At 72.6% G+C, this 22,442-nt stretch carries 21 protein-coding genes; 16 read left to right on the top strand and 5 right to left on the bottom strand.

Going from position 1 to position 22,442, the window contains the following annotated elements:
- Positions 1–15 precede the first annotated feature (15 nt).
- On the top strand, positions 16–1,185 hold the full coding sequence (gene hutI, locus ACZ4U4_RS09865) for an imidazolonepropionase (RefSeq protein ID WP_467871069.1): 1,170 nt from the start codon (positions 16–18) through the stop codon (positions 1,183–1,185).
- 123 nt (positions 1,186–1,308) lie between these two features.
- On the opposite strand, the gene ACZ4U4_RS09860 is transcribed toward hutI, so the two are convergent.
- The gene (locus ACZ4U4_RS09860; protein ID WP_467871067.1) at positions 1,309–2,259 is read right to left on the bottom strand and encodes an RNA polymerase sigma factor SigF; all 951 of its coding nucleotides are present in this window, start codon (positions 2,257–2,259) and stop codon (positions 1,309–1,311) included.
- 249 nt (positions 2,260–2,508) lie between these two features.
- On the opposite strand from ACZ4U4_RS09860, the gene ACZ4U4_RS09855 reads away from it, so the two are divergent.
- The 6 genes from ACZ4U4_RS09855 to ACZ4U4_RS09830 all read left to right on the top strand — a co-directional run bounded on the left by ACZ4U4_RS09855 (position 2,509) and on the right by ACZ4U4_RS09830 (position 8,099).
- Positions 2,509–2,883 carry an STAS domain-containing protein gene (locus tag ACZ4U4_RS09855; protein WP_467871064.1) on the top strand — a complete coding sequence of 125 codons (375 nt, stop codon included), beginning with the start codon at positions 2,509–2,511 and terminating at the stop codon, positions 2,881–2,883.
- A gap of 169 nt (positions 2,884–3,052) precedes the next feature.
- Complete coding sequence (locus ACZ4U4_RS09850; protein WP_467871061.1) at positions 3,053–3,553, top strand: ATP-binding protein; 501 nt, start codon at positions 3,053–3,055, stop codon at positions 3,551–3,553.
- A gap of 265 nt (positions 3,554–3,818) precedes the next feature.
- Complete coding sequence (locus tag ACZ4U4_RS09845; RefSeq protein ID WP_467871058.1) at positions 3,819–4,544, top strand: LPXTG cell wall anchor domain-containing protein; 726 nt, start codon at positions 3,819–3,821, stop codon at positions 4,542–4,544.
- Between the two features lie 71 nt (positions 4,545–4,615).
- Positions 4,616–5,539 carry a COG1470 family protein gene (locus ACZ4U4_RS09840; RefSeq protein WP_467871056.1) on the top strand — a complete coding sequence of 308 codons (924 nt, stop codon included), beginning with the start codon at positions 4,616–4,618 and terminating at the stop codon, positions 5,537–5,539.
- On the top strand, positions 5,536–6,648 hold the full coding sequence (locus ACZ4U4_RS09835) for a hypothetical protein (protein ID WP_467871054.1): 1,113 nt from the start codon (positions 5,536–5,538) through the stop codon (positions 6,646–6,648). Before ACZ4U4_RS09840 ends, ACZ4U4_RS09835 begins: the two co-directional genes overlap by 4 nt.
- Positions 6,649–6,668: 20 nt before the next feature.
- The gene (locus ACZ4U4_RS09830; RefSeq protein ID WP_467871052.1) at positions 6,669–8,099 is read left to right on the top strand and encodes a hypothetical protein; all 1,431 of its coding nucleotides are present in this window, start codon (positions 6,669–6,671) and stop codon (positions 8,097–8,099) included.
- A 74-nt stretch (positions 8,100–8,173) separates the two neighbouring features.
- On the opposite strand, the gene ACZ4U4_RS09825 is transcribed toward ACZ4U4_RS09830, so the two are convergent.
- On the bottom strand, positions 8,174–9,703 hold the full coding sequence (locus ACZ4U4_RS09825) for a peptide MFS transporter (RefSeq protein ID WP_467871050.1): 1,530 nt from the start codon (positions 9,701–9,703) through the stop codon (positions 8,174–8,176).
- Between the two features lie 477 nt (positions 9,704–10,180).
- On the opposite strand from ACZ4U4_RS09825, the gene ACZ4U4_RS09820 reads away from it, so the two are divergent.
- Complete coding sequence (locus ACZ4U4_RS09820) at positions 10,181–10,861, top strand: response regulator transcription factor (protein WP_467871048.1); 681 nt, start codon at positions 10,181–10,183, stop codon at positions 10,859–10,861.
- An 87-nt stretch (positions 10,862–10,948) separates the two neighbouring features.
- Positions 10,949–12,196 carry an ATP-binding protein gene (locus ACZ4U4_RS09815; protein ID WP_467871045.1) on the top strand — a complete coding sequence of 416 codons (1,248 nt, stop codon included), beginning with the start codon at positions 10,949–10,951 and terminating at the stop codon, positions 12,194–12,196.
- Between the two features lie 51 nt (positions 12,197–12,247).
- On the opposite strand, the gene ACZ4U4_RS09810 is transcribed toward ACZ4U4_RS09815, so the two are convergent.
- The gene (locus tag ACZ4U4_RS09810; protein WP_467871043.1) at positions 12,248–12,769 is read right to left on the bottom strand and encodes a GtrA family protein; all 522 of its coding nucleotides are present in this window, start codon (positions 12,767–12,769) and stop codon (positions 12,248–12,250) included.
- Positions 12,770–13,025: 256 nt separating this feature from the next.
- Between ACZ4U4_RS09810 and ACZ4U4_RS09805 the strand changes: the two genes are divergently transcribed.
- Genes ACZ4U4_RS09805 through ACZ4U4_RS09795 form a run of 3 tightly spaced genes read left to right on the top strand, consistent with a single transcriptional unit; the run spans position 13,026 to position 15,879 of the window.
- On the top strand, positions 13,026–14,156 hold the full coding sequence (locus ACZ4U4_RS09805; protein WP_467872066.1) for a 5-(carboxyamino)imidazole ribonucleotide synthase: 1,131 nt from the start codon (positions 13,026–13,028) through the stop codon (positions 14,154–14,156).
- Positions 14,153–14,686 (top strand): 5-(carboxyamino)imidazole ribonucleotide mutase, encoded by a 534-nt coding sequence (gene purE, locus ACZ4U4_RS09800; RefSeq protein ID WP_467871040.1) that lies wholly within the window; start codon positions 14,153–14,155, stop codon positions 14,684–14,686. The genes ACZ4U4_RS09805 and purE overlap by 4 nt, the downstream gene beginning before the upstream one ends.
- Positions 14,686–15,879: a dipeptidase gene (locus ACZ4U4_RS09795; RefSeq protein WP_467871038.1), complete on the top strand. Its 1,194-nt coding sequence runs from the start codon at positions 14,686–14,688 to the stop codon at positions 15,877–15,879. The genes purE and ACZ4U4_RS09795 overlap by 1 nt, the downstream gene beginning before the upstream one ends.
- A gap of 90 nt (positions 15,880–15,969) precedes the next feature.
- On the opposite strand, the gene ACZ4U4_RS09790 is transcribed toward ACZ4U4_RS09795, so the two are convergent.
- On the bottom strand, positions 15,970–16,338 hold the full coding sequence (locus tag ACZ4U4_RS09790) for a VOC family protein (protein ID WP_467871035.1): 369 nt from the start codon (positions 16,336–16,338) through the stop codon (positions 15,970–15,972).
- A gap of 74 nt (positions 16,339–16,412) precedes the next feature.
- On the opposite strand from ACZ4U4_RS09790, the gene ACZ4U4_RS09785 reads away from it, so the two are divergent.
- Positions 16,413–16,976: a CGNR zinc finger domain-containing protein gene (locus ACZ4U4_RS09785; protein WP_467871033.1), complete on the top strand. Its 564-nt coding sequence runs from the start codon at positions 16,413–16,415 to the stop codon at positions 16,974–16,976.
- A gap of 58 nt (positions 16,977–17,034) precedes the next feature.
- On the opposite strand, the gene ACZ4U4_RS09780 is transcribed toward ACZ4U4_RS09785, so the two are convergent.
- Complete coding sequence (locus ACZ4U4_RS09780) at positions 17,035–18,375, bottom strand: UDP-glucose dehydrogenase family protein (RefSeq protein ID WP_467871031.1); 1,341 nt, start codon at positions 18,373–18,375, stop codon at positions 17,035–17,037.
- Between the two features lie 246 nt (positions 18,376–18,621).
- Here ACZ4U4_RS09780 and ACZ4U4_RS09775 point away from each other — a divergent pair, with 246 nt between their 5' ends.
- The 3 genes from ACZ4U4_RS09775 to ACZ4U4_RS09765 all read left to right on the top strand — a co-directional run bounded on the left by ACZ4U4_RS09775 (position 18,622) and on the right by ACZ4U4_RS09765 (position 22,374).
- Positions 18,622–19,794, top strand: coding sequence for an acyl-CoA dehydrogenase family protein (locus tag ACZ4U4_RS09775; RefSeq protein WP_030282242.1), 1,173 nt, complete (start codon positions 18,622–18,624; stop codon positions 19,792–19,794).
- A 265-nt stretch (positions 19,795–20,059) separates the two neighbouring features.
- Entirely contained in the window at positions 20,060–21,889 is a 1,830-nt protein-coding gene (locus ACZ4U4_RS09770) for an MFS transporter (protein WP_467872063.1), read from the top strand.
- A complete protein-coding gene (locus ACZ4U4_RS09765; RefSeq protein ID WP_467871028.1) occupies positions 21,886–22,374 on the top strand; it encodes a MarR family winged helix-turn-helix transcriptional regulator in 489 nt (162 codons plus the stop codon). The genes ACZ4U4_RS09770 and ACZ4U4_RS09765 overlap by 4 nt, the downstream gene beginning before the upstream one ends.
- Positions 22,375–22,442 lie beyond the last annotated feature (68 nt).

Here is a 22,442-nt window from a genome sequence, read left to right as displayed (position 1 = left end):
GAGAACACCACCGCGATGACCACCACCGCACTGACCCATCTCACCCAGCTCGTCACCAACGACCCCTCCCTCGGCGAAGGCCCCCTCGGTCTGATCCAGGACGCGGCCGTCGTCATCGACGGCGACCGCATCGCCTGGGTCGGTCCGTCCAGCAAAGCACCCGCCACTGACAACGCCGTCGACGCGAGCGGCCGCTCGGCCCTGCCCGGCTTCGTCGACTCCCACTCCCACCTGGTCTTCGGCGGCGACCGCACCCAGGAGTTCAACGCCCGGATGTCGGGCCGCGCCTACGAGGCGGGCGGCATCCGCACCACCGTCGCCGCCACCCGCGCCGCCACCGACGAGCAGCTCTCCGCCAACGTCGCCCACTACCTGGCCGAGGCGCTGCGCCAGGGCACCACCACCTTCGAGACCAAGTCCGGCTACGGCCTGACCGTCGAGGACGAGGCCCGCGCGCTGCGCATCGCCGGGGAGCACACCGACGAGGTCACCTACCTCGGCGCGCACATCGTCTCGCCCGACTACGCCGACGACCCGGCCGGCTACGTCGACCTCGTCACCGGCCCGATGCTGGACGCCTGCGCCCCGCACGCCCGGTGGATCGACGTCTTCTGCGAGAAGGGCGCCTTCGACGGCGACCAGGCCCGCGCGATCCTCACCGCGGGCAAGCAGCGCGGCCTGCTGCCCCGCATCCACGCCAACCAGCTGTCCTACGGGCCCGGTGTGCAGCTCGGCGTGGAGCTGGACGCGGCCTCCGCCGACCACTGCACCCACCTGACCGACGCCGACGTCGACGCGCTGGCCAACTCCGCCACCGTCGCGACGCTGCTGCCCGGCGCGGAGTTCTCCACCCGCGCCACCTGGCCCGACGCGCGCCGCCTGCTGGACGCCGGGGCGACCGTCGCGCTCTCCACGGACTGCAACCCCGGCTCGTCCTTCACCTCGTCGATGCCGTTCTGCATCGCCCTCGCCGTACGGGACATGCGGATGACGCCCGACGAGGCGGTGTGGGCGGCCACGGCGGGCGGTGCGCAGGCGCTGCGCCGCACCGACGTGGGCCGGATCACCCCCGGTGCCCGCGCCGACCTCACGCTGCTGGACGCACCCTCCCACGTCCACCTCGCCTACCGGCCCGGCGTCCCGCTGGTGTCGGGCGTCTGGCGCAAGGGCGTCCGGGTGGCCTGAGACGCCGCACAGGGGCCTCTACGGGCCTCACACACGAAGGAGGGCCCGCCCCGAGTCGCCCGGGGCAGGCCCTCCTTCGCGCGGGCGGGCACCGGCCGGTGGACCGGTGGCGACCGCGGAATGTCACTCGTCGATCATCAGACCCTTGCGCAATCGCACCAGGGTGCGCGAGAGCAGCCTGGAGACGTGCATCTGGGAGATGCCCAACTCCTCGCCGATCTCGGACTGGGTCATGTTGGCGACGAAACGGAGCGACAGGATCTTGCGGTCGCGCGGCGGGAGTTCGGCGATCAGCGGCTTGAGGGATTCGACGTACTCGATGCCTTCGAGTCCGTGGTCCTCGTAGCCGATGCGGTCCGCCAGCGCGCCTTCGCTGTCGTCCTCCTCGGGCTGGGCGTCGAGCGAACTCGCGGTGTACGCGTTGCTCGCCGCCATGCCCTCCACGACCTCGTCCCGGCTGATGCCGAGACGCTCGGCCAGTTCGCCGACCGTGGGTGCACGGTCCAGCTTCTGGGCCAGTTCGTCCCCGGCCTTGGCGAGGTCGAGGCGGAGCTCCTGCAGCCGCCGCGGCACACGCACCGACCAGCTGGTGTCGCGGAAGAAACGCTTGATCTCGCCGACGATCGTCGGCATCGCGAACGTCGGGAACTCGACGCCGCGGCTCAGTTCGAACCGGTCGATCGCCTTGATCAGACCGATCGTGCCGACCTGGACGATGTCCTCCATCGGTTCGCTGCGGGAGCGGAACCGGGAGGCCGCGAACTTGACCAGGGCGAGGTTGAGTTCGACCAGGGTGTTACGGACGTAGGCGTATTCGTGGGTGCCTTCCTCAAGCGATTCGAGCCGCTCGAAGAGGGTTTTGGACAGGGCCCTCGCGTCGACCGGACCCACCTCGTCGAACGGCGGGATCTCGGGCAGCCCGTCAATTTCGGGCACCACCGGCAATTCGGGTTCGGCGGCGGCCGGCTGGGAAGGGATCTGTCCGGTCGGGTCGGACGGGGGTGTCGACGAGGTGTGCTGCCGGGTGTCGTCGGTGCGCATTTCGTCGAGCCGGGGTGACATGGTCTCCTCCATCGTTCTCGGCATATGGCTGCCGATGCCTCTACGTGAAGCTGCGGTGTGCGGCGCCTCCAAAGCCGGCCGTGGCGAATGTGTCTGCATCTACGCCTACCTGCCTTTGCCGGAAGATGGCAAGTGTGCGATGTCCGTATTTGGTGTTATATGCGGATTGTTCAGCTACCCCTGTGTGAAGCGAAGGCGTAGGGTTCGATGAGCGCAGTCATAGGCAAAACGACGTCGAGACAGCAAGAGGGGTGCGCGCGCATGGACCGCGGGACGGTCGGCAGTGCGAGCCGGGGCCGGCTTCACGTCGCGATCCGGCATCACGGCGCCAGCGCGGTCGTGACGGCGGCGGGCGAGCTGGATCACCACACCGCCGATCTGTTGCGTGACGCGTTGGAGGGGTGCGTGGCGGAGGGGCGCGCCCGCCTGGTGGTCGACTGCGAGCCCCTGGAATTCATGGACTCCACCGGACTCAACGTCCTGCTCGGCGCCCGGCTCAAGGCGGAGGCCGCCGGGGGCGGGGTCCATCTCGTCGCGATGCAGCCCGTGGTGGCTCGCGTCTTCGAGATCACCGGCGCGGAGGCGGTTTTCACGGTGCACGACTCACTCGACGCGGCACTGGCCGACGAGGGGTGACGGAGGGTGCTCCGGGGGATGGTGTTCCGGGCGCGTAGTCCGCGTCACATCTTCCGTTCCCAAGAAGTGGGTGTTCTCACGGTCCGGTCGGGCAGGAGACATCTGAATCCGTTGAATCTGTCAGTTATCCGTTTTCCGTGAAAAGGCGAATCGGTGAGGTGAAGCGCTGATGAGCACCACCCGGCCGTACCCGCCGGGCGACCTCGGCCCGGAGTCGGGCAGCGCCGGTGCTTCCGCCGCGGCCCCCGCCGCCGCCCCGGTCGGCCAGGTCCGCAGGCTGCGCCTGAGCGGCACCCGGGGAGCCGTCGCGCGCGCCCGGGACTTCGCCCGTGAGGCCCTCCAGGACTGGGGCTGGCTGCCGGCCGCCACCGCCGATCAGCGTGCGGCCGCCGAGGACGTCCTGCTGGTCGTCTCCGAGCTGGTCACCAACGCCTGCCTGCACGCCGAGGGCCCCGAGGAGCTGCGGCTGCGCTGCACCGCCAAGGTGCTGCGCCTGGAGGTCGGCGACCTCGGCGCGGGATCGCCCGCCCCGCGCACCCCGCACCGCGCCGGACGCCCCGGTGGGCACGGCATGTTCATCGTGCAGCGGCTCTGCCTGGACTGGGGCGTCGTCCGTAACGCCGACGGCCCGGGCAAGACCGTCTGGGCCGAACTGGCCGCTCCGTCCTGAGCGGTGACGGGCGGCGCGCGCCGCCCGGGCGCCCGGTGCGGCCGGGAGATGAGGGCGTGGACCGATGGGTCCGCGCCCTCCGTGCATCGCGCCCCGATCCGCCCCGCGCAGTGCCTTCCCCCTTCGCGGTCCCCGGCGTACCTTGAGCCACCCATCTGATGTGCCGTCAGCAAAACGGACGGCGCCCAGGGACGGTACGGGGCCGCCGGGCCCGCGGCCCGCACGGGCCCCGCCGCGCCCCTGGACCGGGAGAAGGGAACGAGAGGTGGCCCGCTTCCACGCACCGCAGATCCGCCGCCCCCGCCGCGCGGCCCGGCCCGCCGTCGCCGTGGCGCTGACCGGAGCGGTCGTGCTGCTGTCCGCACCGGCCGCGCACGCCGAGGTCGTCGACGTCAACTACCAGTGCAAGACCCCGATCGGCAACAAGGGCGCCGTCTCGCCCATCGACATCAAGTCCACCCCGAGCGGGGGCGGGTACCGGCTCGTCATGTCGTTCCAGAAGGGTGTCTCGTCCAGCCCCGTCGAGCTGGGCAAGGGCGCCATGAAACCGTCCGCCGTCATCGAGCTGGGCGGCGCGGACAAGGGGACGGTGCCGGTGACGGGGCCGCCCAACGACCAGGCCATCCCCGCCAACAGCCCGATCAAGATCAGCGACCTGAGCGGTACGTACACGCCCAAGGCGAGCGGCAAGGTGACGTTCACGGCGGGCGTGCTCACCATCAAGGCGCTCGGCACCACGACCACCTGCACCCCCGCCAACAGTCCCAAGCCGTCGCTCAGCCTGGACGTCAAGGGCGGCTCCGGAGGAGCGGGCGGCGCGTCCGGATCCTCCTCCGGCGGCGCCTCGGGCGGGGGTGCGTCCGGCTCCGGCGGGCAGCTGCCGCAGACCGGACCCGCGGACTCCGCCGTCGCCCTCGGCACCTTCGGCGGCACCGTTCTGCTCGCCGGTGCGGCCGGCGCCCTCTGGCTCGGCCGCCGCCGCACCGCCTGACCCGCCGCCCCGGGGCGCGCGCCCGCACCGCGCCGCCCCATCCGTACGCGTACGAGCACCAGGAGCAGCCGATGCCGTTCCGTACCCGCGGCGCGTCCGTGGCACTCGCGACGGTCGCCGCGCTGACGTGCTGGCCCCCGGGCGCCGCGGCGGCCGACGCCAGGACCGGCTGGTCGGCCGCGCCCGCGCCCGGCGCCGGGAGCCGCCCGACCGGCGACGACCGGCCGTTCTTCTACCTGGAGGGCGCGCCCGGCACCGTCCTGGCCGACCGGCTCGCGGTGACCAACCCGGCCCGACACCCCGTCACCGTCCGGCTGCGCGCCGCCCCGGCACCGGGCGGTACGGACGCCTCCGCCTGGCTCGCGCCCGGCGAGGCGCAGGTCCGCGTCCCGGCGCGGACCCGGGCGGCGGTGCCGTTCACCGTCCGGGTGCCCCGGGACGCCGCACCGGGGGAGCGCACCGCCGTACTCCGTGCCGACGGCCCCGGGGGCGGGCGGAGCGTCCCCGTCCATCTGCGGGTGACCGGGCCCGCGCTCGCCGCGCTGACCGTCGAGGAGGTCGCGGTGGTCCGGGGCGGCGGCGGTGCGGAGATCCGCTACACGCTGGTCAACCGCGGCACCACGGTGCTCCGGCCGCGCCTCGCGGTACGCGCCGACGGCGTCCTCGGGACCGCGCTGCGGCGCCCGGCCCGCGCGCTGCCGGTCGCGCTCGCCCCCGGACAGCGCGTCCGGCGCACCGAGACCTGGTCCGATCCGCCCGCCCTGGACCCCGTCGACGTGACCCTCACCGTCACCGCCGCCGGGGGCGCACACGCCTTCGCGCGCGCCGGGTATGCACCCCTCTCCCGGGGCGCGCTCGGCGCCGGGGCGCTCGCCGTCGCCGCGGGCGCGGGCGGCGCACTGTGGCGACGGCGGCGCCGCGCCGGACGCACCGCCCCACCGGACCGACCCGCCTCCGACACAAGGGAGTTGACACGCGTGGGAGACCGACCGTGACCCGGGGAGCGGCCTGCCGCACCGTACGGGCCCGGCTGCGCCGCGCGGCCGCCGCCGTCCTCGTCCTGGGCGCGGTGCTGCTGCCCTGCGCGGCGACCGCGGCCGCCGCACCGGGCAGCAGCGCCGCCGGGGCGCCCACCGCCGAGGTCGGCACCGCGCAGGCCGGGACCGGCGGCACGGTGACCGTCTCCGGGCACGGCTGGCGCCCCAAGGCGCTGCTCACCCTGCTGATCTGCGGCCAGAACATGATCGGCGGCACCAACTCCTGCGCCAACGGCGACGGACGGGCGGTCACCACCGACGCCCACGGCGCGTTCCGGACCGCGCTGCCGGTGGCCGAGCCGCCCAAGCCCTGCCCCTGTGTGGTGCACGTGGCGACGGTGACCGGCCCGGCGGCCGCCGACGACGTCCCGTTCGCGGTCGCCGGGCACCCGGTCGCCCCGCTGCCGAAGCAGCGGACCGGCGCCCGTCTCGCCGTGGTCTCCGGGCCCGAACTGACCGGCGGCGACAACCTGCTGACCTGGTTCGGCGCGCCCCCGCGGCGGCGGCTGACCTTCACGGTCGGCAACACCGGGGCGGTACCGGCGAAGGACCCGGTCTTCTCGGTGGGCACCGCGCACGGCGTGTTCGCGCCCCGGTGGGAGGACCGGCAGTGGCACGGCACCGTGCCCGCCGGGAAGAAGGCCCGCGTCGCACTGGACGTGGAGCTGGCGGCCGGCGCCCACGGCGACTACCAGGTCTCGGCCAGGTACGGCGGCAAGCTGCTGGTCGAACAGGCGTGGGGCGTCGGGCGGCCCTGGGGCGTGACGCTCTTCTGGGTGCTGCTCTGCCTGGTGGTGTCCGCCGCCGTCTTCCGCGCCGGGATGGCCGTCGTCGACCGGGTACGGCCGCGGACCGCACCGGTGCCGCGCGCCGCGCCGTCCGCCCGCCGGGCCACCGGGCTCCGGGCGCCGGGCCGGTTCCGCGGCCCGCCCCGCACTCGTCGTGGCAGCCCGGACGGGGGGACCGCGGCGGCGGACCGCCCGGCCGCGCTGCCCTGGTACACCCCGGACACCGCACCGTCCGCGACCACATCCACCGCACCACCGACAGCGGAAGGGCCATCGTGATGAGGAAACGGAGGGGCGTGATGAGGCAACGCAGGAGAGCGGGGGTGGCTGCCGGGGCGGCGCTGCTGCTCGCGGGCGCGGGGCTGGTGGCCACGGCCCCGAGCGCGCAGGCGGCGGACACCGCGTACCGCACGGAGTGCACCCCGCCACCGATCTCGGGGCTGCCGCCGGTCGAGGGCACCACCACGGTGGCGCTGAGCGCACCGGCCACCGCGAAGGTCGGCGAGGAGATCGAGGTGGTGTGGAAGACGGTCACCGCCGCCTCGAAGAATCCGGACATCCTCGACCTGGACAAGGACACCGTGCAGCCCTCCGGCGTGGTGCAGCTGGCCGGGGCGCAGGCCGGTGAGCTGGCGATGAAGGGGCCGCGGAGCAATCCGCCGATCCCGAAGAACAGCCCGATGGTGCTGCCGGACATGAAGGGCACGCTGAAGCTGGAGAAGCCGGGGGAGGTGACGCTGACCCCCGGCGCGTACACGATCAACGTCAACAAGCCGATCTCCACGGACACCAAGTGCGTCCCGAAGGAGCAGGTGAAACCGGCCGTCACGATCAAGGTGACCGACGGCGGCGGTACGACCGGGGGCGGCGATTCAGGCGGGGCGGCGGCGGGCGGGACCTCGTCCGGCGGCTCCGGCGATACGGCCGCGGGCGGGACGTCCGCCGGCGGTACGTCCTCCGGCGGGACCGGTACCGGAGGCTCCGATTCCGGAGGAAGCGGCGGAAGCACGGGTGGCAGCGGCAGCACAGGCGGCACCGGCGGCTCGGGCGGCTCCGGCGGTGAACCCGACGGCACCGCGCACCAGGGCAAGCAGGTGCAGGTCCCGTACGCCTGCAAGACGCCGATCGGGGACAAGAAGGCCACCTCGCCGGTGCGGATCGACGCGGTGGCGAAGGGCGGTGGCTACGACCTGACGGTGAAGTTCGCCAAGTCCGTGATGGACAGCCCGGCGGACATCCCCAAGGGCTCCGTCAAGCCGTCGATGGCGGTCGCGCTGGGCGGTGCGGACAAGGGCTCCGTCAAGGTCGAGGGCCCGCCCAACGCCGCGCCCATCAAGTCCGGGCAGCCCATCGAGATCCCCGACCTCAAGGGCGTCTACACCCCGGGCGCCACCGGCCGGACGACGCTGACCCCCGGCGTCCTGACCGTCAACGCCCTGGGCACGACCACCACCTGCACCCCGGAGAAGGACCCGGGCGCCTCCCTGACCCTCGACACCGCGGCCCGGCCCGGCGGCGCCTCCGGCGGTACGGCCGCGGCGGGCGGCACGTCCGGCTCCGCGGGCGGCGCGGCCACGGCGGGCGGTACCTCCGGCTCCGCGGGCGGTCTCGCCGACACCGGCGCGAGCGACCACGGCGGGCTGACCGCGCTCGGCCTCTTCGCCGGCACCGTGCTGCTGCTCGGCGGCGCCCTGTTGCTCGGCACCCCCTGGCGCCGGGCCCGCCGCTGACCGGCCCCGTACGCACGAGGGCCCGGCACACCGAACGTGGTGTGCCGGGCCCTCGCGGTGGGCCGGGGGACGCGTCAGCGCACGTCGCCCATCAGCCCGAGGATCTTCTTGCGGTTCAGCCAGATCGCCAGACCCGCCAGGACCGCCAGGGTGGCCTCCGCGGCGAGGACGCCCACACCGCTCAGGTCGGCACCGGCCGTGGAGAGCAGGCTGACGATGCAGTCGCCCGCGGTGACGGCGAGGAACCAGACACCCAGCATCTGGCTGGCGTACTTCTCCGGCGCCAGCTTGGTGGTGACCGACAGGCCGACGGGGGAGAGGCACAGCTCACCCATGGTCTGGATCATGTAGACCATGAGCAGCCACATCGGGCTGACCTTCGTGCCGTCGGACGACATCCCCATCGGGACGATGAAGACGAAGTACGAGATGCCGATCATCACCATCGCGATGGCGAACTTGATCGTGGTGCTCGGCTCCTTGAGGCGCTTGGCCAGCGCCAGCCACATCCAGGCGAAGACCGGGGCCAGCGCCATCACCCAGAGCGGGTTGACGGACTGGAACCACGTCGACGGGAAGTGCAGACCGAAGATGGTGTCGGCGGTGTTCTTCTCGGCGAAGCCGCTCAGCGTGGAGCCGGCCTGGTCGAAGATCATCCAGAAGACGGCGGCGGCGACGAAGAACCAGATGTAGCCGCTGACCTTCGTCTGCTCCTCGTCGGTCAGGTCCTTGTCGCGCTTGATCCGCGCCAGCACGGAGATCGGGATGATCAGGCCGAGCAGCGCGATCGGGATGAGCGCCCAGTTCAGGGTGAAGGTGCCGGTGCCGATGACGATGCCGTAGAAGACCGCGGCGATGGCCAGCCAGATCAGGCCCTTGCGCAGCCAGGAGTTGCGCTCCTGGACGGAGAGCGGGGTCGGCACGGTGCTGCTGATCGGCGAGAGGTGACGGGTGCCGATGGTGAACTGGATCAGACCCAGACCCATACCGACCGCGGCGGTCGCGAAGCCGAGGTGCCAGTTGACGCTCTGGCCGATGGTGCCGACGACCAGCGGGGCGAGGAAGCCACCGAGGTTGATGCCGATGTAGAAGATCGTGAAGCCACCGTCACGGCGCGGGTCCTGCGGACCGTCGTAGAGGTGGCCGACCATCGTCGAGATGTTGGCCTTCAACAGGCCGGAACCGAGCGCGACCAGTGCCATACCGGCGAAGAACATCGCCGTGCCGGGCACCGCCAGCGTGAGGTGACCGAGGATCACGACGCAACCGCCGATGATCACGGTCTTGCGCGGGCCCCAGACGCGGTCGGCGAACCAACCGCCGGGCATGGCCAGCAGGTAGACCATCGCGAGATAGACCGCGTAGATCGCCGAAGCCGTGGCCATCGTCATCGCGAGACCGCCGCCCTGGGCCCCGGGCTTGGCATCCGTGCCGCCGGAGATCAGGTACAGCACGAGAAGGGCCCGCATGCCGTAGAAGCTGAAACGCTCCCACATCTCGGTCATGAAGAGAGTGGCCAGTCCGCGGGGGTGGCCGAAGAAGGTCTTGCCGCCGGATGCAGGGTTCCCCTGCGCGGCGGTGTCCTTCGTCAGGCTGGACGCCATGGGTGCTTCCTTGGTCTGCTCGGGACGCGAGGGTCGAACGTCACGCCCGGTGGGAGTCGATGACCGGCGTCGGCGTAGACCTGCCCGCGCACCCCACGTCCGAGGGGATCGACGCCACCCGAGGGGGAGCCGGCGGGACGGTCGTACACCGCCTTCCACGCCCCCCGTCATTCTTGGCGCGGCGGAGACCCGGTCGACAGGTCAATCGCTGTGCACCGGGCGCGGTGTACCGCACCCTGTACACAACTGGGGACCGCGGACACCCGTGAGGTGCCGAGGGCCCCGGCGGTTGTGCGATGGACGTTCGGCCCACCATACGTCCCGTTCGACCGGCGTTGGGAGGGGTGAGACAACGCTCACATTCCCCATGGGGAACCATTCCTGCGTGTCGACGTACCGCGCCGTCCCTTGTCGCATATGTCGTCCCGCCCGCCCCGCTCGCCCCCTGGCCACGGTGCATCGGACTACCATCGGGCCATGACCCGTGTACTGCTCGCCGAGGATGACGCGTCCATCTCGGAGCCGCTCGCCCGCGCACTGCGCCGCGAGGGTTACGAAGTCGAGGTGCGCGAGGACGGCCCCACGGCGCTCGACGCCGGCCTACAGGACCACATCGATCTGGTCGTACTCGACCTGGGACTGCCCGGCATGGACGGCCTGGAGGTCGCCCGCAGGCTGCGCAACGAAGGTCATTCCTTCCCCATCCTGGTGCTGACCGCCCGCGCCGACGAGGTGGACACCGTCGTCGGTCTGGACGCCGGCGCCGACGACTACGTCACCAAGCCCTTCCGCCTCGCCGAGCTGCTCGCCCGCGTCCGGGCGCTGCTGCGGCGCGGCTCCTCCGCCGAACCGCAGCAGCCGCCGGCCACCCACGGCGTGCGGATCGACGTCGAATCGCACCGCGCGTGGATGGGCGACGAGGAGCTGCAGCTCACCGCCAAGGAGTTCGACCTGCTGCGGGTGCTGGTGCGGGACGCGGGCCGGGTCGTCACCCGCGACCAACTGATGCGCGAGGTCTGGGACACCACCTGGTGGTCGTCGACGAAGACCCTCGACATGCACATCTCCTGGCTCCGCAAGAAGCTCGGTGACGACGCCGCCAACCCGCGCTACATCGCCACCGTCCGGGGCGTCGGCTTCCGCTTCGAGAAGAGCTGACGCACCCGGGGCCCGGCCGCGGCCGCGGGCAGGCTCTGCCGGGCGGGACGCCGAGACAGACCACCGCAACCCCGCCCGGAGGGCACCGTGCGCCGCCGCCTGATCAACTCCACCCTCGCGGTGGTGCTCGTCGTGATCGCCGTCTTCGGCCTCTCGCTCGTCGTCGTCGAGACCCGCACCATCCAGGCGGGCGCCCAGGAGAGCGTGGCGTCCGAGGCGGTGCGGCTGGTCGGCATCGTCGAGAGCCGGATCGGCAGCGGCGAGAAGGTCACCCCGGACGCCCTCTCCGAACAGATCACCGTCCACCGCTACGCCCGGATCAAGGTGCCCGGCAAGGCGCCGATCGAGATCGGCACCCGGCCCACCGGTGACGTCATCCAATCGCAGGTCTCGGGCGACCGCGGGGAGCAGGTCACCGTCCAGGAGTCACGCGCCGCCGTCAACGAGGAGATCGGCCGCACGCTGCTGGTCATCCTGGCGGTGGCGCTGCTGGCGATCGTCGCCGCGGTGGGGCTCGCGATCCGCCAGGCCCGCCGGCTCACCGCGCCGCTCACCGACCTCGCCGAGACCGCCGAACGCCTCGGCTCCGGCGACCCCCGCCCCCGCCACCGCCGCTACGGCGTCCAGGAGCTGGACCGGGTCGCCGATGTGCTGGACGCCAGCGCCGAGCGGATCGCCCGGATGCTCACCGCCGAGCGCCGCCTCGCCGCCGACGCCTCCCACCAGCTGCGCACCCCGCTGACCGCGCTCTCCATGCGGCTGGAGGAGATCACGCTCACCGACGACCCGGACACCGTCAAGGAAGAGGCCACCATCGCGCTGGGCCAGGTCGAGCGGCTGACCGACGTGGTGCAGCGGCTGCTCACCAACTCCCGCGACCCGCGCTCCGGCTCCGCCGTCGCCTTCGACCTCGACGAGATCGTCAAGCAGCAGGTCGAGGAGTGGCGGCCCGCCTACCGCAGCGCCGCCCGCTCCATCGTCCGCTCCGGGAAGAAGGGGCTGCGGGCCGTCGGCACGCCGGGTGCGGTGGCGCAGGTGCTCGCCACCCTCATCGAGAACTCGCTGATGCACGGCGACGGCACGGTCGCGCTGCGCACCCGGGTCACCGGCAACCAGGCGGTGGTGGAGGTGACCGACGCGGGGCCCGGCGTCTCCGCCGACCTCGGCTCGCGGGTCTTCGAGCGGACCGTCTCCGGCCGCAACTCCACGGGGCTCGGCCTCGCCGTCGCCCGCGATCTGGCGGAGGCGGACGGCGGTCGGCTGGAACTGCTCCAGCAGCGCCCGCCGGTCTTCGCCCTCTTCCTGGCCCGGGAGGCCGAGCCGTCCGAGGAGTGAGTGGGCGCTGTGTCGCGGGTTCGAGTCCCGTTACTCGCCGGGTCCGCTGCGTCAGCCGCGCGGGGCGCCCTGCGCCTGCGGCTGCCGCTCCCGCGGCTGCTCGGCTCCGTGGGGCCGGGCGTCCGGCAGCGGCTCGGCGCCGTCCGGGGTGCGGAAGACCCAGGTGCGGTACGACCAGAAGCGGAAGAGGGTGGCGACGCCGATGCCGAGGAACTTGAAGACGTTGCTCTGCAGCGGGGTGTCCCAGCCGAAGCCGTACGTCGCCGCGTAGAGCATGCCGTTCTCGATGATCAGTCCGGCGATGCTGAACAGCAGGAAGAGCGAGAGTTCGCGGGTGCGGCCCTGCTTGTCGCGGTCGCGGTAGGTGAAGTAGCGGTAGCCGAGGTAGTTGGTGCCGGTGGCCACGACCGTCGCGATGACGCTGGCCCGCACGACCGGCAGCTCCGTCAGATGCCGTACGAGGTTGAAGACCGCGAAGTTCACGATCACCCCGGCGCCGCCGACGGCCCCGAACTTGGCGACCTCCCGCAGGAGCTGCTCCAGCCGCGACCGCAGCGCGCTCCGTTCACTCATGGTGATCGTCTTGCTCCCTGTCGGTGGCGGCCGGCCCGGCCGGTCGTCCCGGACCGCCCCTCATGCTAACCAGCGTTTCCCAGGGCCCGCCGCCCGCGGGCGCGCGCAGCGACGCCCACCCGCAGTGGTACGGAAGATCACGCTCCGCACACCGGCCCCGCCGTACGGCCACCCTCGGATGATCCTCCAAACACCACCCGTCGGGGTGGCACGCCCGTACGGATACGCTGGGGGCGTGACGTTCCCGGTAGTCGGCATGGTCGGTGGCGGTCAGCTCGCCCGTATGACCCACGAGGCGGGCATCCCCCTCGGCATCAAGTTCAAGCTCCTCAGCGACACCCCGCAGGATTCGGCGGCCCAGGTGGTCAGCGAAGTCGTCATCGGCGACTACCGCGACCTGGACACGCTGCGTTCCTTCGCGCGTGGCTGCGATGTGATCACCTTCGATCACGAGCACGTACCCACCGAGCACCTGAAGGCGCTGGAGGCGGACGGCATCCCCGTACGCCCCGGCCCCGACGCGCTGGTGCACGCCCAGGACAAGGGGGTGATGCGGGCGAGACTGGACGCGCTGGGCGTGCCCTGCCCCAGGCACCGCATCGTCTCCGATCCGGAGGATGTGGAGGCGTTCGCCAACGAGGGCGAGGGGTTCCCGGTCATCCTCAAGACCGTCCGTGGCGGCTATGACGGCAAGGGTGTCTGGGTCGTACGTTCCTCCAAGGAGGCGGCCGAGCCGTTCCGGGCCGGGGTGCCCGTGCTGGCCGAGGAGAAGGTCCCCTTCACCCGCGAACTGGCCGCCAACGTCGTCCGCTCGCCGCACGGCCAGGCCGTCGCCTACCCCGTCGTGGAGTCGATCCAGGTCGACGGCGTCTGTGACACGGTCATCGCCCCGGCGCCCGGTCTGGACCCCGATCTCGCGGCGCGCGCCCAGGAGATGGCGCTGCGGATCGCAGCGGAGCTGGGCGTCGTCGGCCACCTCGCGGTCGAGCTGTTCGAGGTCCCCGGCCCCGACGGTGAGCCGCAGGTGCTCGTCAACGAACTGGCGATGCGCCCGCACAACTCCGGCCACTGGACCCAGGACGGCGCGATCACCTCGCAGTTCGCCAACCACGTCCGCGCCGTGCTCGACCTCCCGCTGGGCGATCCGCGTCCGCGCGCCCCGTGGACGGTGATGGCCAACGTCCTCGGCGGCGACTACCCGGACATGTATTCCGCGTACCTCCATTGCCTGGCACGGGATCCGCAGCTGAAGATCCACATGTACGGAAAGGACGTGAAGCCCGGCCGGAAGGTCGGTCACGTCAACACCTACGGCGACGACCTTGCCGACGTGCGCGAGCGCGCCGCGCACGCCGCCGGCTACCTGCGAGGAACGATCACCGAATGAGCAGTAGCTCCCCTCTTATCGGCATCGTCATGGGCTCCGACTCCGACTGGCCCGTCATGGAGGCCGCCGCCAAGGCGCTCGACGAGTTCGAGATCCCCTACGAGGTCGACGTCGTCTCCGCGCACCGGATGCCGCACGAGATGATCGCGTACGGCGAGGAGGCCGCCGGGCGCGGCCTCAAGGCGATCATCGCGGGCGCCGGGGGAGCCGCCCATCTGCCGGGCATGCTCGCCTCCGTCACGCCGCTGCCGGTGATCGGGGTGCCGGTGCCGCTGAAGTACCTCGACGGCATGGACTCGCTCCTCTCCATCGTGCAGATGCCCGCCGGGGTGCCGGTCGCGACCGTCTCCGTCGGCGGCGCCCGCAACGCCGGGCTGCTCGCCGCGCGGATGCTCGCCGCGCACGACGAGGAGCTGCTCGGCCGGATGCGGGAGTTCCAGCAGGAGCTGAACGACCAGGCCACCGAGAAGGGCAAGCGGCTGCGGAACAAGGTCGCCTCCCCGGCCGGCTTCGGCTTCGGGAGCAAGTGATGACGGCCGCCGCGGTGGACCCGCGCCTCGCCGCCCTGCTCGCCGAACACCCCGTCGTCGACGGCCACAACGACCTGCCGTGGGCGCTGCGCACCCAGGCCGACTACGACCTGGACCGCCGCGACCTCGCCGGGGACCAGTCGGAGTTCCTGCACACCGACATCCCGCGGCTGCGGGCCGGCGGCGTCGGCGCGCAGTTCTGGTCGGTCTACGTCCGCGCCGACTTCGCGGGCGACACGGCGGTCAGCGCCACCCTCGAACAGATCGACGTGGTGCGGCGGATGGTCGCGCGCCACCCCGAGGCGCTGCGGCTCGCCTTCACCGCCGACGACATGGAGGCGGCGCGCGCCGACGGCGTCATCGCCTCGCTGATGGGCGCCGAGGGCGGCCACTCCATCAACAATTCGCTGGCCACCCTGCGGGCCCTGCACCGGCTGGGCGTCCGTTATCTGACGCTCACCCACAACGACAGCCTGGCCTGGGCGGACTCTGCGACGGACGAGCCCTGGGCGGGCGGGCTCAGCGCCTTCGGCGAGGAGGTCGTGCGGGAGATGAACCGCCTCGGCATGCTCGTCGACCTCTCGCACGTCGCCGCCACGACCATGCGGGACGCGCTGCGGGTCTCCACCGCGCCGGTGATCTTCTCGCACTCCTCGTCCCGCGCGGTCTGCGACCACCCGCGGAACATCCCCGACGACGTCCTGGAGCGGCTGCCCGCCAACGGCGGCACCGCGATGGCCACCTTCGTGCCGAAGTTCGTGCACCAGGAGGTCGGCCCCTGGGTGCTGCGGGCCGACGAGAACATGCGGGCCCACGGCTTCCACCACCTGGACACCACGACCGAGGCGATGGCGGTGCAGCGGGAGTTCCGGGCGGCGAACCCGATGCCGGAGGCGACCGCGGCGACCGTCGCCGACCATCTCGACCACATGCGGGAGGTCGCCGGCGTCGACCACATCGGGCTCGGCGGCGACTACGACGGCACCGCCTTCACCCCGACCGACCTGGCGGATGTGGCGAGCTACCCGAACCTGCTCGGCGAGCTGCTGGACCGCAAGTGGTCCACCGCCGACCTCGCCAAGCTGACCTGGCGCAACGCGGTCCGCACGCTGCGGGACGCGGAGGACGTGGCCCGCGCCGAGCAGGCCCGCCGCCCGGAGTCGATCGCCACGATCGAGCAGCTGGACGGCTGAGCGGCACCCACTTCACGCACCGGCGGGCCCTGTCACGGGCGGGGCCCGCCGGTGCGTTCTCCGCGTCCGGGCGGCGGCCGGAGCGCCGGGTCAGTCGCGGAAGCAGAAGCAGAACGGGTGCCCGGCCGGGTCCAGGTAGACCCGCCAGCTCTGCCGGGCGTCGTCCTGCTGGACCAGCTTCGCGCCGAGTGCCAGGGCCTTCTCCTGCGCCGCCTCGGCGTCCGCGCGCCGTACGTCGAGGTCGAGATGGCACTGCTGCGGCTGCTCCTGCCCCGGCCACTGCGGCGGCCGGTACCCCGGCACCTCCTGGAACGCGAGCCGCCGCCCCTGCGGCCCGACGGCCTCGAACCAGTCGCCCTCGCCCGTCACCCGCCAGTCGAGCAGTTCGGCGTAGAAACCGGCGAGCGCCCGCGGATCGGGACAGTCCAGCGCGACGACACCCAGCTCGATCAGCGCCATGTCGTTACCTCCTGAAGCGGTGTACGGGTAACTGCGTTACTGCATGATGGCGGTCGGCCGGTAACGTGGCAAGGGTGGCGGACCGAACGGCGCCGGTGTCCCTCCTCCCGGTGCAGGACCTGGTGAACACCCTCGACATCGAGACCGGCGCGGACGCGCTGACCGCGGACGGAGGGCTCGACGCCTTCCTCGCCGCGCACGGCCTGCCCCCGCTCGCCCCGGCGGACGGCGGCCCGGCGGCCCTGCGCACCCTGACCGAGCTGCGGGAGGCGCTGCGCACCGTCTGCCTCGCGCACACCGCGGGCACCACGCCGGAACCGGCCGACGCCCGGGCCCTGGACCGGCTGCTGGCCCGCGGCCCGCTCGTCCTCGCCCTCGCCCCCGACGGCGCCCCCGCGCTCCGCCCGGCCGCCGGACTGCGCGGCGCCGACCGGCTCGTCGCGCTGGTGGCCGCCGGTGTCGCCACGGCCGCCGCCGACGGCACCTGGCCGCGCCTCAAGGCGTGCGAGGCCCACGACTGCCGGTGGGTGTTCTACGACCGGAGCCCGGCCGGGCGCAGCCGCTGGTGCTCCATGGCGGTCTGCGGCAGCCGGGCGAAGATGCGCAGCTACCGGGCCCGCCGCGCGGAATCCGGCTGAAACGCACGACCGCCCGGCCGGAACGGGCCCGGCCGGGCGGTATGCGGAGAAGAAGGGGCTACGCCTGCGGACGCCCCAGCGCCCGGTAGGTCCAGCCGGCCTTCCGCCACAGCTCCGGGTCGAGGGCGTTGCGGCCGTCCAGGATGCGGCGTTCGGCGGCCGCCTCGCCCAGCACCGCCGGGTCCAGCTCCCGGAACTCCCGCCACTCGGTCAGATGCAGCACCGCGTCCGCACCGCGCACCGCCTCCAGGGCGCCGGCCGCGTAGCCCAGCGTCGGGAACAGCCGCCGGGCGTTCTCCATGCCCTTCGGGTCGTAGACGGTGACCTGGCCGCCCTGGAGGTGGATCTGGCCGGCGACGTTGAGGGCGGGGGAGTCGCGGACGTCGTCGGAGTCCGGCTTGAAGGTGGCGCCGAGGACGGCGATCCGCTTGCCGAGGAAGCTGCCGCCGACCGCGTCCCGGGTCAGCTCGACCATGTGGCCGCGGCGCCGCATGTTGATCGAGTCGACCTCGCGCAGGAAGGTCAGCGCCTGGTCGGCGCCCAGCTCACCGGCGCGGGCCATGAACGCCCGGATGTCCTTGGGCAGGCAGCCGCCGCCGAAGCCGACGCCGGCGCGCAGGAACTTCTTGCCGATCCGCTCGTCGTGCCCGATCGCCTCGGCCAGCTTCATCACATCGCCGTCGGCCGCCTCGCACACCTCCGCCATGGCGTTGATGAACGAGATCTTCGTCGCCAGGAAGGAGTTGGCGGCGGTCTTCACCAGCTCGGCGGTCGGGTAGTCCATGACGACGAACGGCGAGCCCTCGGCGACCGGCTTCTCGTAGACCTCCCGCAGCAGCGCCTCGGCCCGCTCGCTCGCGACACCGACGACGATCCGGTCCGGGTGCAGGGTGTCGTTCACGGCGAACCCCTCGCGCAGGAACTCCGGGTTCCACGCCAGCTCCGCCGCCTCGCCCGCCGGTGCCTGCGCGGCCAGCAGCCGAGCCAGCCGCGCCGCGCTGCCCACCGGCACCGTCGACTTGCCGACGACCAGCGCCGGCCGGGTCAGATGCGGGGCGAGCGAGGCGAAGGCGCTCTCGACGTACGACATGTCACAGGCGTACTCGCCGTGCTTCTGCGGGGTGTTCACGCAGACGAAGTGCACATCGCCGAAGGCCCCGGCCTCCTCGTAGGAGGTGGTGAAGCGCAGCCGGCCGGTGGAGCCCTCGATGCCGTCGATGTGGCGGCGCAGCAGCTCCTCCAGTCCCGGTTCGTACATCGGGACCTCGCCGCGCCGCAGCATCTCGATCTTCTCGGGGACGACGTCCAGACCCAGGACCTCGAAGCCGAGCTCGGCCATGGCGGCGGCGTGGGTGGCGCCGAGGTAGCCGGTGCCGATCACGGTGATCTTGAGGGCCATGGGTGCTCCAAACCAGTTTTCGGCGCGGCGCGCCGGGGTGCGGTGTGCAGGTCGGTGACGGACGGGCGAAAAGGCGCTGACCGAGCATAGTCGGGCCCCCGCGGGCGGGCGTCGGCCACCGGCCACCGGGGAACGGATGGTCTGTCGGCAACCTCACGTATCCCGCCGGGCCCGGGGCGCCTAGAATCCGGAGCGAAACGGGTTACTTAACGGTAGTTAGCACAGCTCTCAGGGGAGTGAGAAACCTTGGCGGGAACCGCTGATTTCGATCTGTACCGGCCGTCGGAGGAGCACGACATGCTCCGGGAGTCGGTGCGTGCCCTCGCCGAGGCGAAGATCGCACCGTTCGCCGCCGCCGTCGACGAGGAGGCCCGCTTCCCGCAGGAGGCGCTCGACGCGCTGGTCGCCAACGACCTGCACGCCGTCCACGTACCGGAGACCTACGGCGGCGCCGGCGCCGACGCGCTCGCCACCGTCATCGTCATCGAGGAGGTCGCCCGGGTCTGCGGTTCGTCCTCGCTGATCCCGGCGGTCAACAAGCTCGGCTCGCTGCCGGTGATCCTCTCCGGCTCGGAGGAGCTGAAGGCGAAGTACCTCGGCCCGCTGGCCAAGGGCGACGCGATGTTCTCGTACTGCCTGAGCGAGCCGGACGCCGGTTCGGACGCGGCGGGCATGAAGACCAAGGCCGTCCGCGACGGCGACTTCTGGGTCCTCAACGGCGTGAAGCGCTGGATCACCAACGCCGGCGTCTCCGAGTACTACACGGTCATGGCCGTCACCGACCCGGAGAAGCGCTCCAAGGGCATCTCCGCCTTCGTCGTCGAGAAGGGCGACGAGGGTGTCTCCTTCGGCGCTCCCGAGAAGAAGCTCGGCATCAAGGGCTCGCCGACCCGCGAGGTCTACCTCGACAACGTCCGCATCCCCGCCGACCGCATGATCGGCGCCGAGGGCACCGGCTTCGCCACCGCGATGAAGACCCTCGACCACACCCGCATCACCATCGCCGCGCAGGCGCTGGGCATCGCCCAGGGCGCGCTGGACTACGCCAAGGGCTACGTCCGCGAGCGCAAGCAGTTCGGCAAGCCGATCGGCGACTTCCAGGGCGTGCAGTTCATGCTCGCCGACATGGCGATGAAGGTCGAGGCCGCCCGCCAGCTGACCTACGCCGCCGCGGCGAAGTCCGAGCGCATCTCGGCCGGCGGCAAGGACGAGGACCTCACCTTCTTCGGCGCCGCCGCCAAGTGCTACGCCTCCGACGCCGCGATGGAGATCACCACCGACGCCGTCCAGCTCCTCGGCGGCTACGGCTACACCCGCGACTACCCGGTCGAGCGCATGATGCGCGACGCCAAGATCACCCAGATCTACGAGGGCACCAACCAGGTCCAGCGCATCGTGATGGCGCGGAACCTGCCGTAAGGCGGCACCTGCTTGCAGCTGACGGCCCCCGGCGCTCGTGCCGGGGGCCGTTCGCCGTCTCTGGCCGCGTGTGGTGGGCGGGACTACATTGGTTGAGGTCAAGCAAGTGAACGTCCCGGTGGGAGTGGTCCCCGTGGGAAATTCCGCTGACGATCCGGTGCCTTCGGTCGCCGTGGGCCGTGAGCCGCGGTGGGTTCCGGGGCCGGGCTACCGATGGGTCGCGCTGTCGAACACGACCCTCGGGGTGCTGATCGCCTCGATCAACATGTCGATCATGCTCATCGCGCTGCCCGACATCTTCCGCGGCATCGGCGTCGATCCCCTGCAACCGGGCAACACCGGGCTGCTGCTCTGGCTGATCATGAGCTATCTCGTGGTGACCGCCGTGCTGGTGGTCAGCTTCGGGCGGCTCGGCGACATGTACGGGCGCACCCGGATGTACAACCTCGGCTTCGCCGTCTTCACGGTCTTCTCGGTGCTGCTCTCCGTGACCTGGATGCACGGCACGGCCGGGGCGCTGTGGCTGATCGGGATGCGGGTGCTCCAGGGCGTCGGCGGGGCGCTGCTGATGGCGAACTCCAACGCGATCCTCACCGACGCCTTCCCCGCCCGGCAGCGCGGTCTCGCCCTCGGGCTCAACCAGGTCGCCGGGATCGCGGGCTCCTTCGTCGGGCTGGTGCTGGGCGGACTGCTCGGGCCGGTCGACTGGCGGCTGGTCTTCCTCGTCTCGGTGCCGTTCGGCGTCTTCGGGACGGTCTGGGCGTATCTGAAGCTGCGCGACACCGGCATCCGCACCCCCGCACGGCCCGACTGGTGGGGCAACGTCCTCTTCGCCGCTGGACTCGTCGCCGTCCTCGCCGGGATCACCTACGGGATCCAGCCCTACGCGGGGCACACCATGGGGTGGACCAACCCCGGGGTGCTGGGGGCGCTGGCCGGCGGGGTGGCGCTGCTGGTCGTCTTCTGCCTCGTCGAGTCGAGGGTGGCCGAGCCGATGTTCCGGCTGGGGCTGTTCCGGATCCGGGCGTTCACCGCGGGCAACCTCGCCAGCCTGCTCGCCTCGCTGGGCCGCGGCGGACTGATGTTTCTGCTGATCATCTGGCTCCAGGGCATCTGGCTGCCCCGGCACGGCTACGGCTTCGCCGAGACCCCGCTGTGGGCCGGTATCTACATGCTGCCGCTGACGCTCGGGTTCCTGGTGGCGGGGCCGGTCTCGGGGTGGGCCTCGGACCGGTTCGGGGCCCGGACCTTCGCCACCGGCGGGATGCTGCTGGCGGCTGCGACGTTCGTGGCGCTGGACCGGCTGCCGGTCGACTTCGACTACCGCGTCTTCTCCGTGATCCTGCTGCTCAACGGCGTCGGCATGGGCCTGTTCGCGGCGCCCAACCGGGCCGCGGTGATGAACAGCCTGCCGCCCGACCAGCGCGGCGTCGGCGCCGGGATCTCCACCACGTTCCAGAACTCCGCGATGGTCCTCTCCATCGGCATCTTCTTCTCCCTGATGATCACGGGCCTGGCCGCCTCGCTGCCGCACGCCCTCACCGGCGGCCTGACCGCGCAGGGCGTACCGGCCGCGGACGCCGCCAAGGTCGCCGCCCTGCCACCGGTCGGCGTGCTCTTCGCCTCGCTGCTGGGCTACAACCCGATCCGTACGCTGCTCGGCCCGCAGGTTCTGGACGGGCTGCCGCACGGCCACGCCGCGTATCTGACCGGCCGGGAGTTCTTCCCGCAGCTGATCTCCGGCCCGTTCTCCCAGGGCCTGTCGGTGGCGTTCGGCTTCGCCCTGGTCGCCTGCCTGATAGCCGCGGTGGCCTCGCTGCTGCGCGGCGGGCGGTACGTGCACGACGAGCGGGCCGGGGGCCGCGGGGCGGTGGCTTCGGCCGGGACGCCATCCGAAGGCGCAGCCGCGGCCCGGCGCCCCGCCGCCGTACGGTCCGGGGGCCCGGCCGGCGCGGACGAGCCGCCCGACCCGTCCCCGGCCGCCGGATCCTCGGCACCCGGCCGCCCGCCGGGCCCCGCCCCGCACCCCGGCCGGGGCGCCGCGCCGCCCGGCGGCGGCACCTCCCCGCCCCCGCCCTCGGGAGGCCCCACATGACCACCGACGATCCGGCCGGCAGCGCCGACCCCGCCGAGGCCGCGGGCCGTCTCCGTGCCGCCCTGCTGCGGCTGCTCCCCGTCGTCCGGGGCGACCGGGCCCACCCCGACCTCACCCCGAGCCGTCTCGCGGCGCTCGCGGTGCTCGACGCGTACGCGCCGCTGCGGATCAGTGAGCTGGCGGCGCGGATGGACATCGCGCTCTCCACCACCTCCCGCATGGCCGATCTGCTCGACTGCTCCGGGTGGCTCGTCCGCCGCCCCGACCCCGAGGACCAGCGGGCCAGCCTGCTCGCCCTCAGCGACGCCGGGCGCGCGCTGCTGCACTCCGTACGCCGGGAGAGCACCAGCCGCCTCGCCCTGGAGATCGCCGCCCTGCCGCCCGCCCGGCGCCGCCTGCTGTGCGAGGCGCTCCCGGCGCTGGAGGAGCTGGCCGAGCGGGCCCGCTCCCCGCGCCGGGGCGCCGGGCCCGCCCCGGGCCGCTGACCGTCCTGTATGCGACGACGGCCCCCGGCGCGGTGTCGGGGGCCGTCGTGGCGTACGAGGAACGGAAG

This window comes from Streptomyces sp. NPDC029159 (genome assembly GCF_055564055.1).
This window is presented reverse-complemented; position numbering and strand designations above follow the sequence as displayed.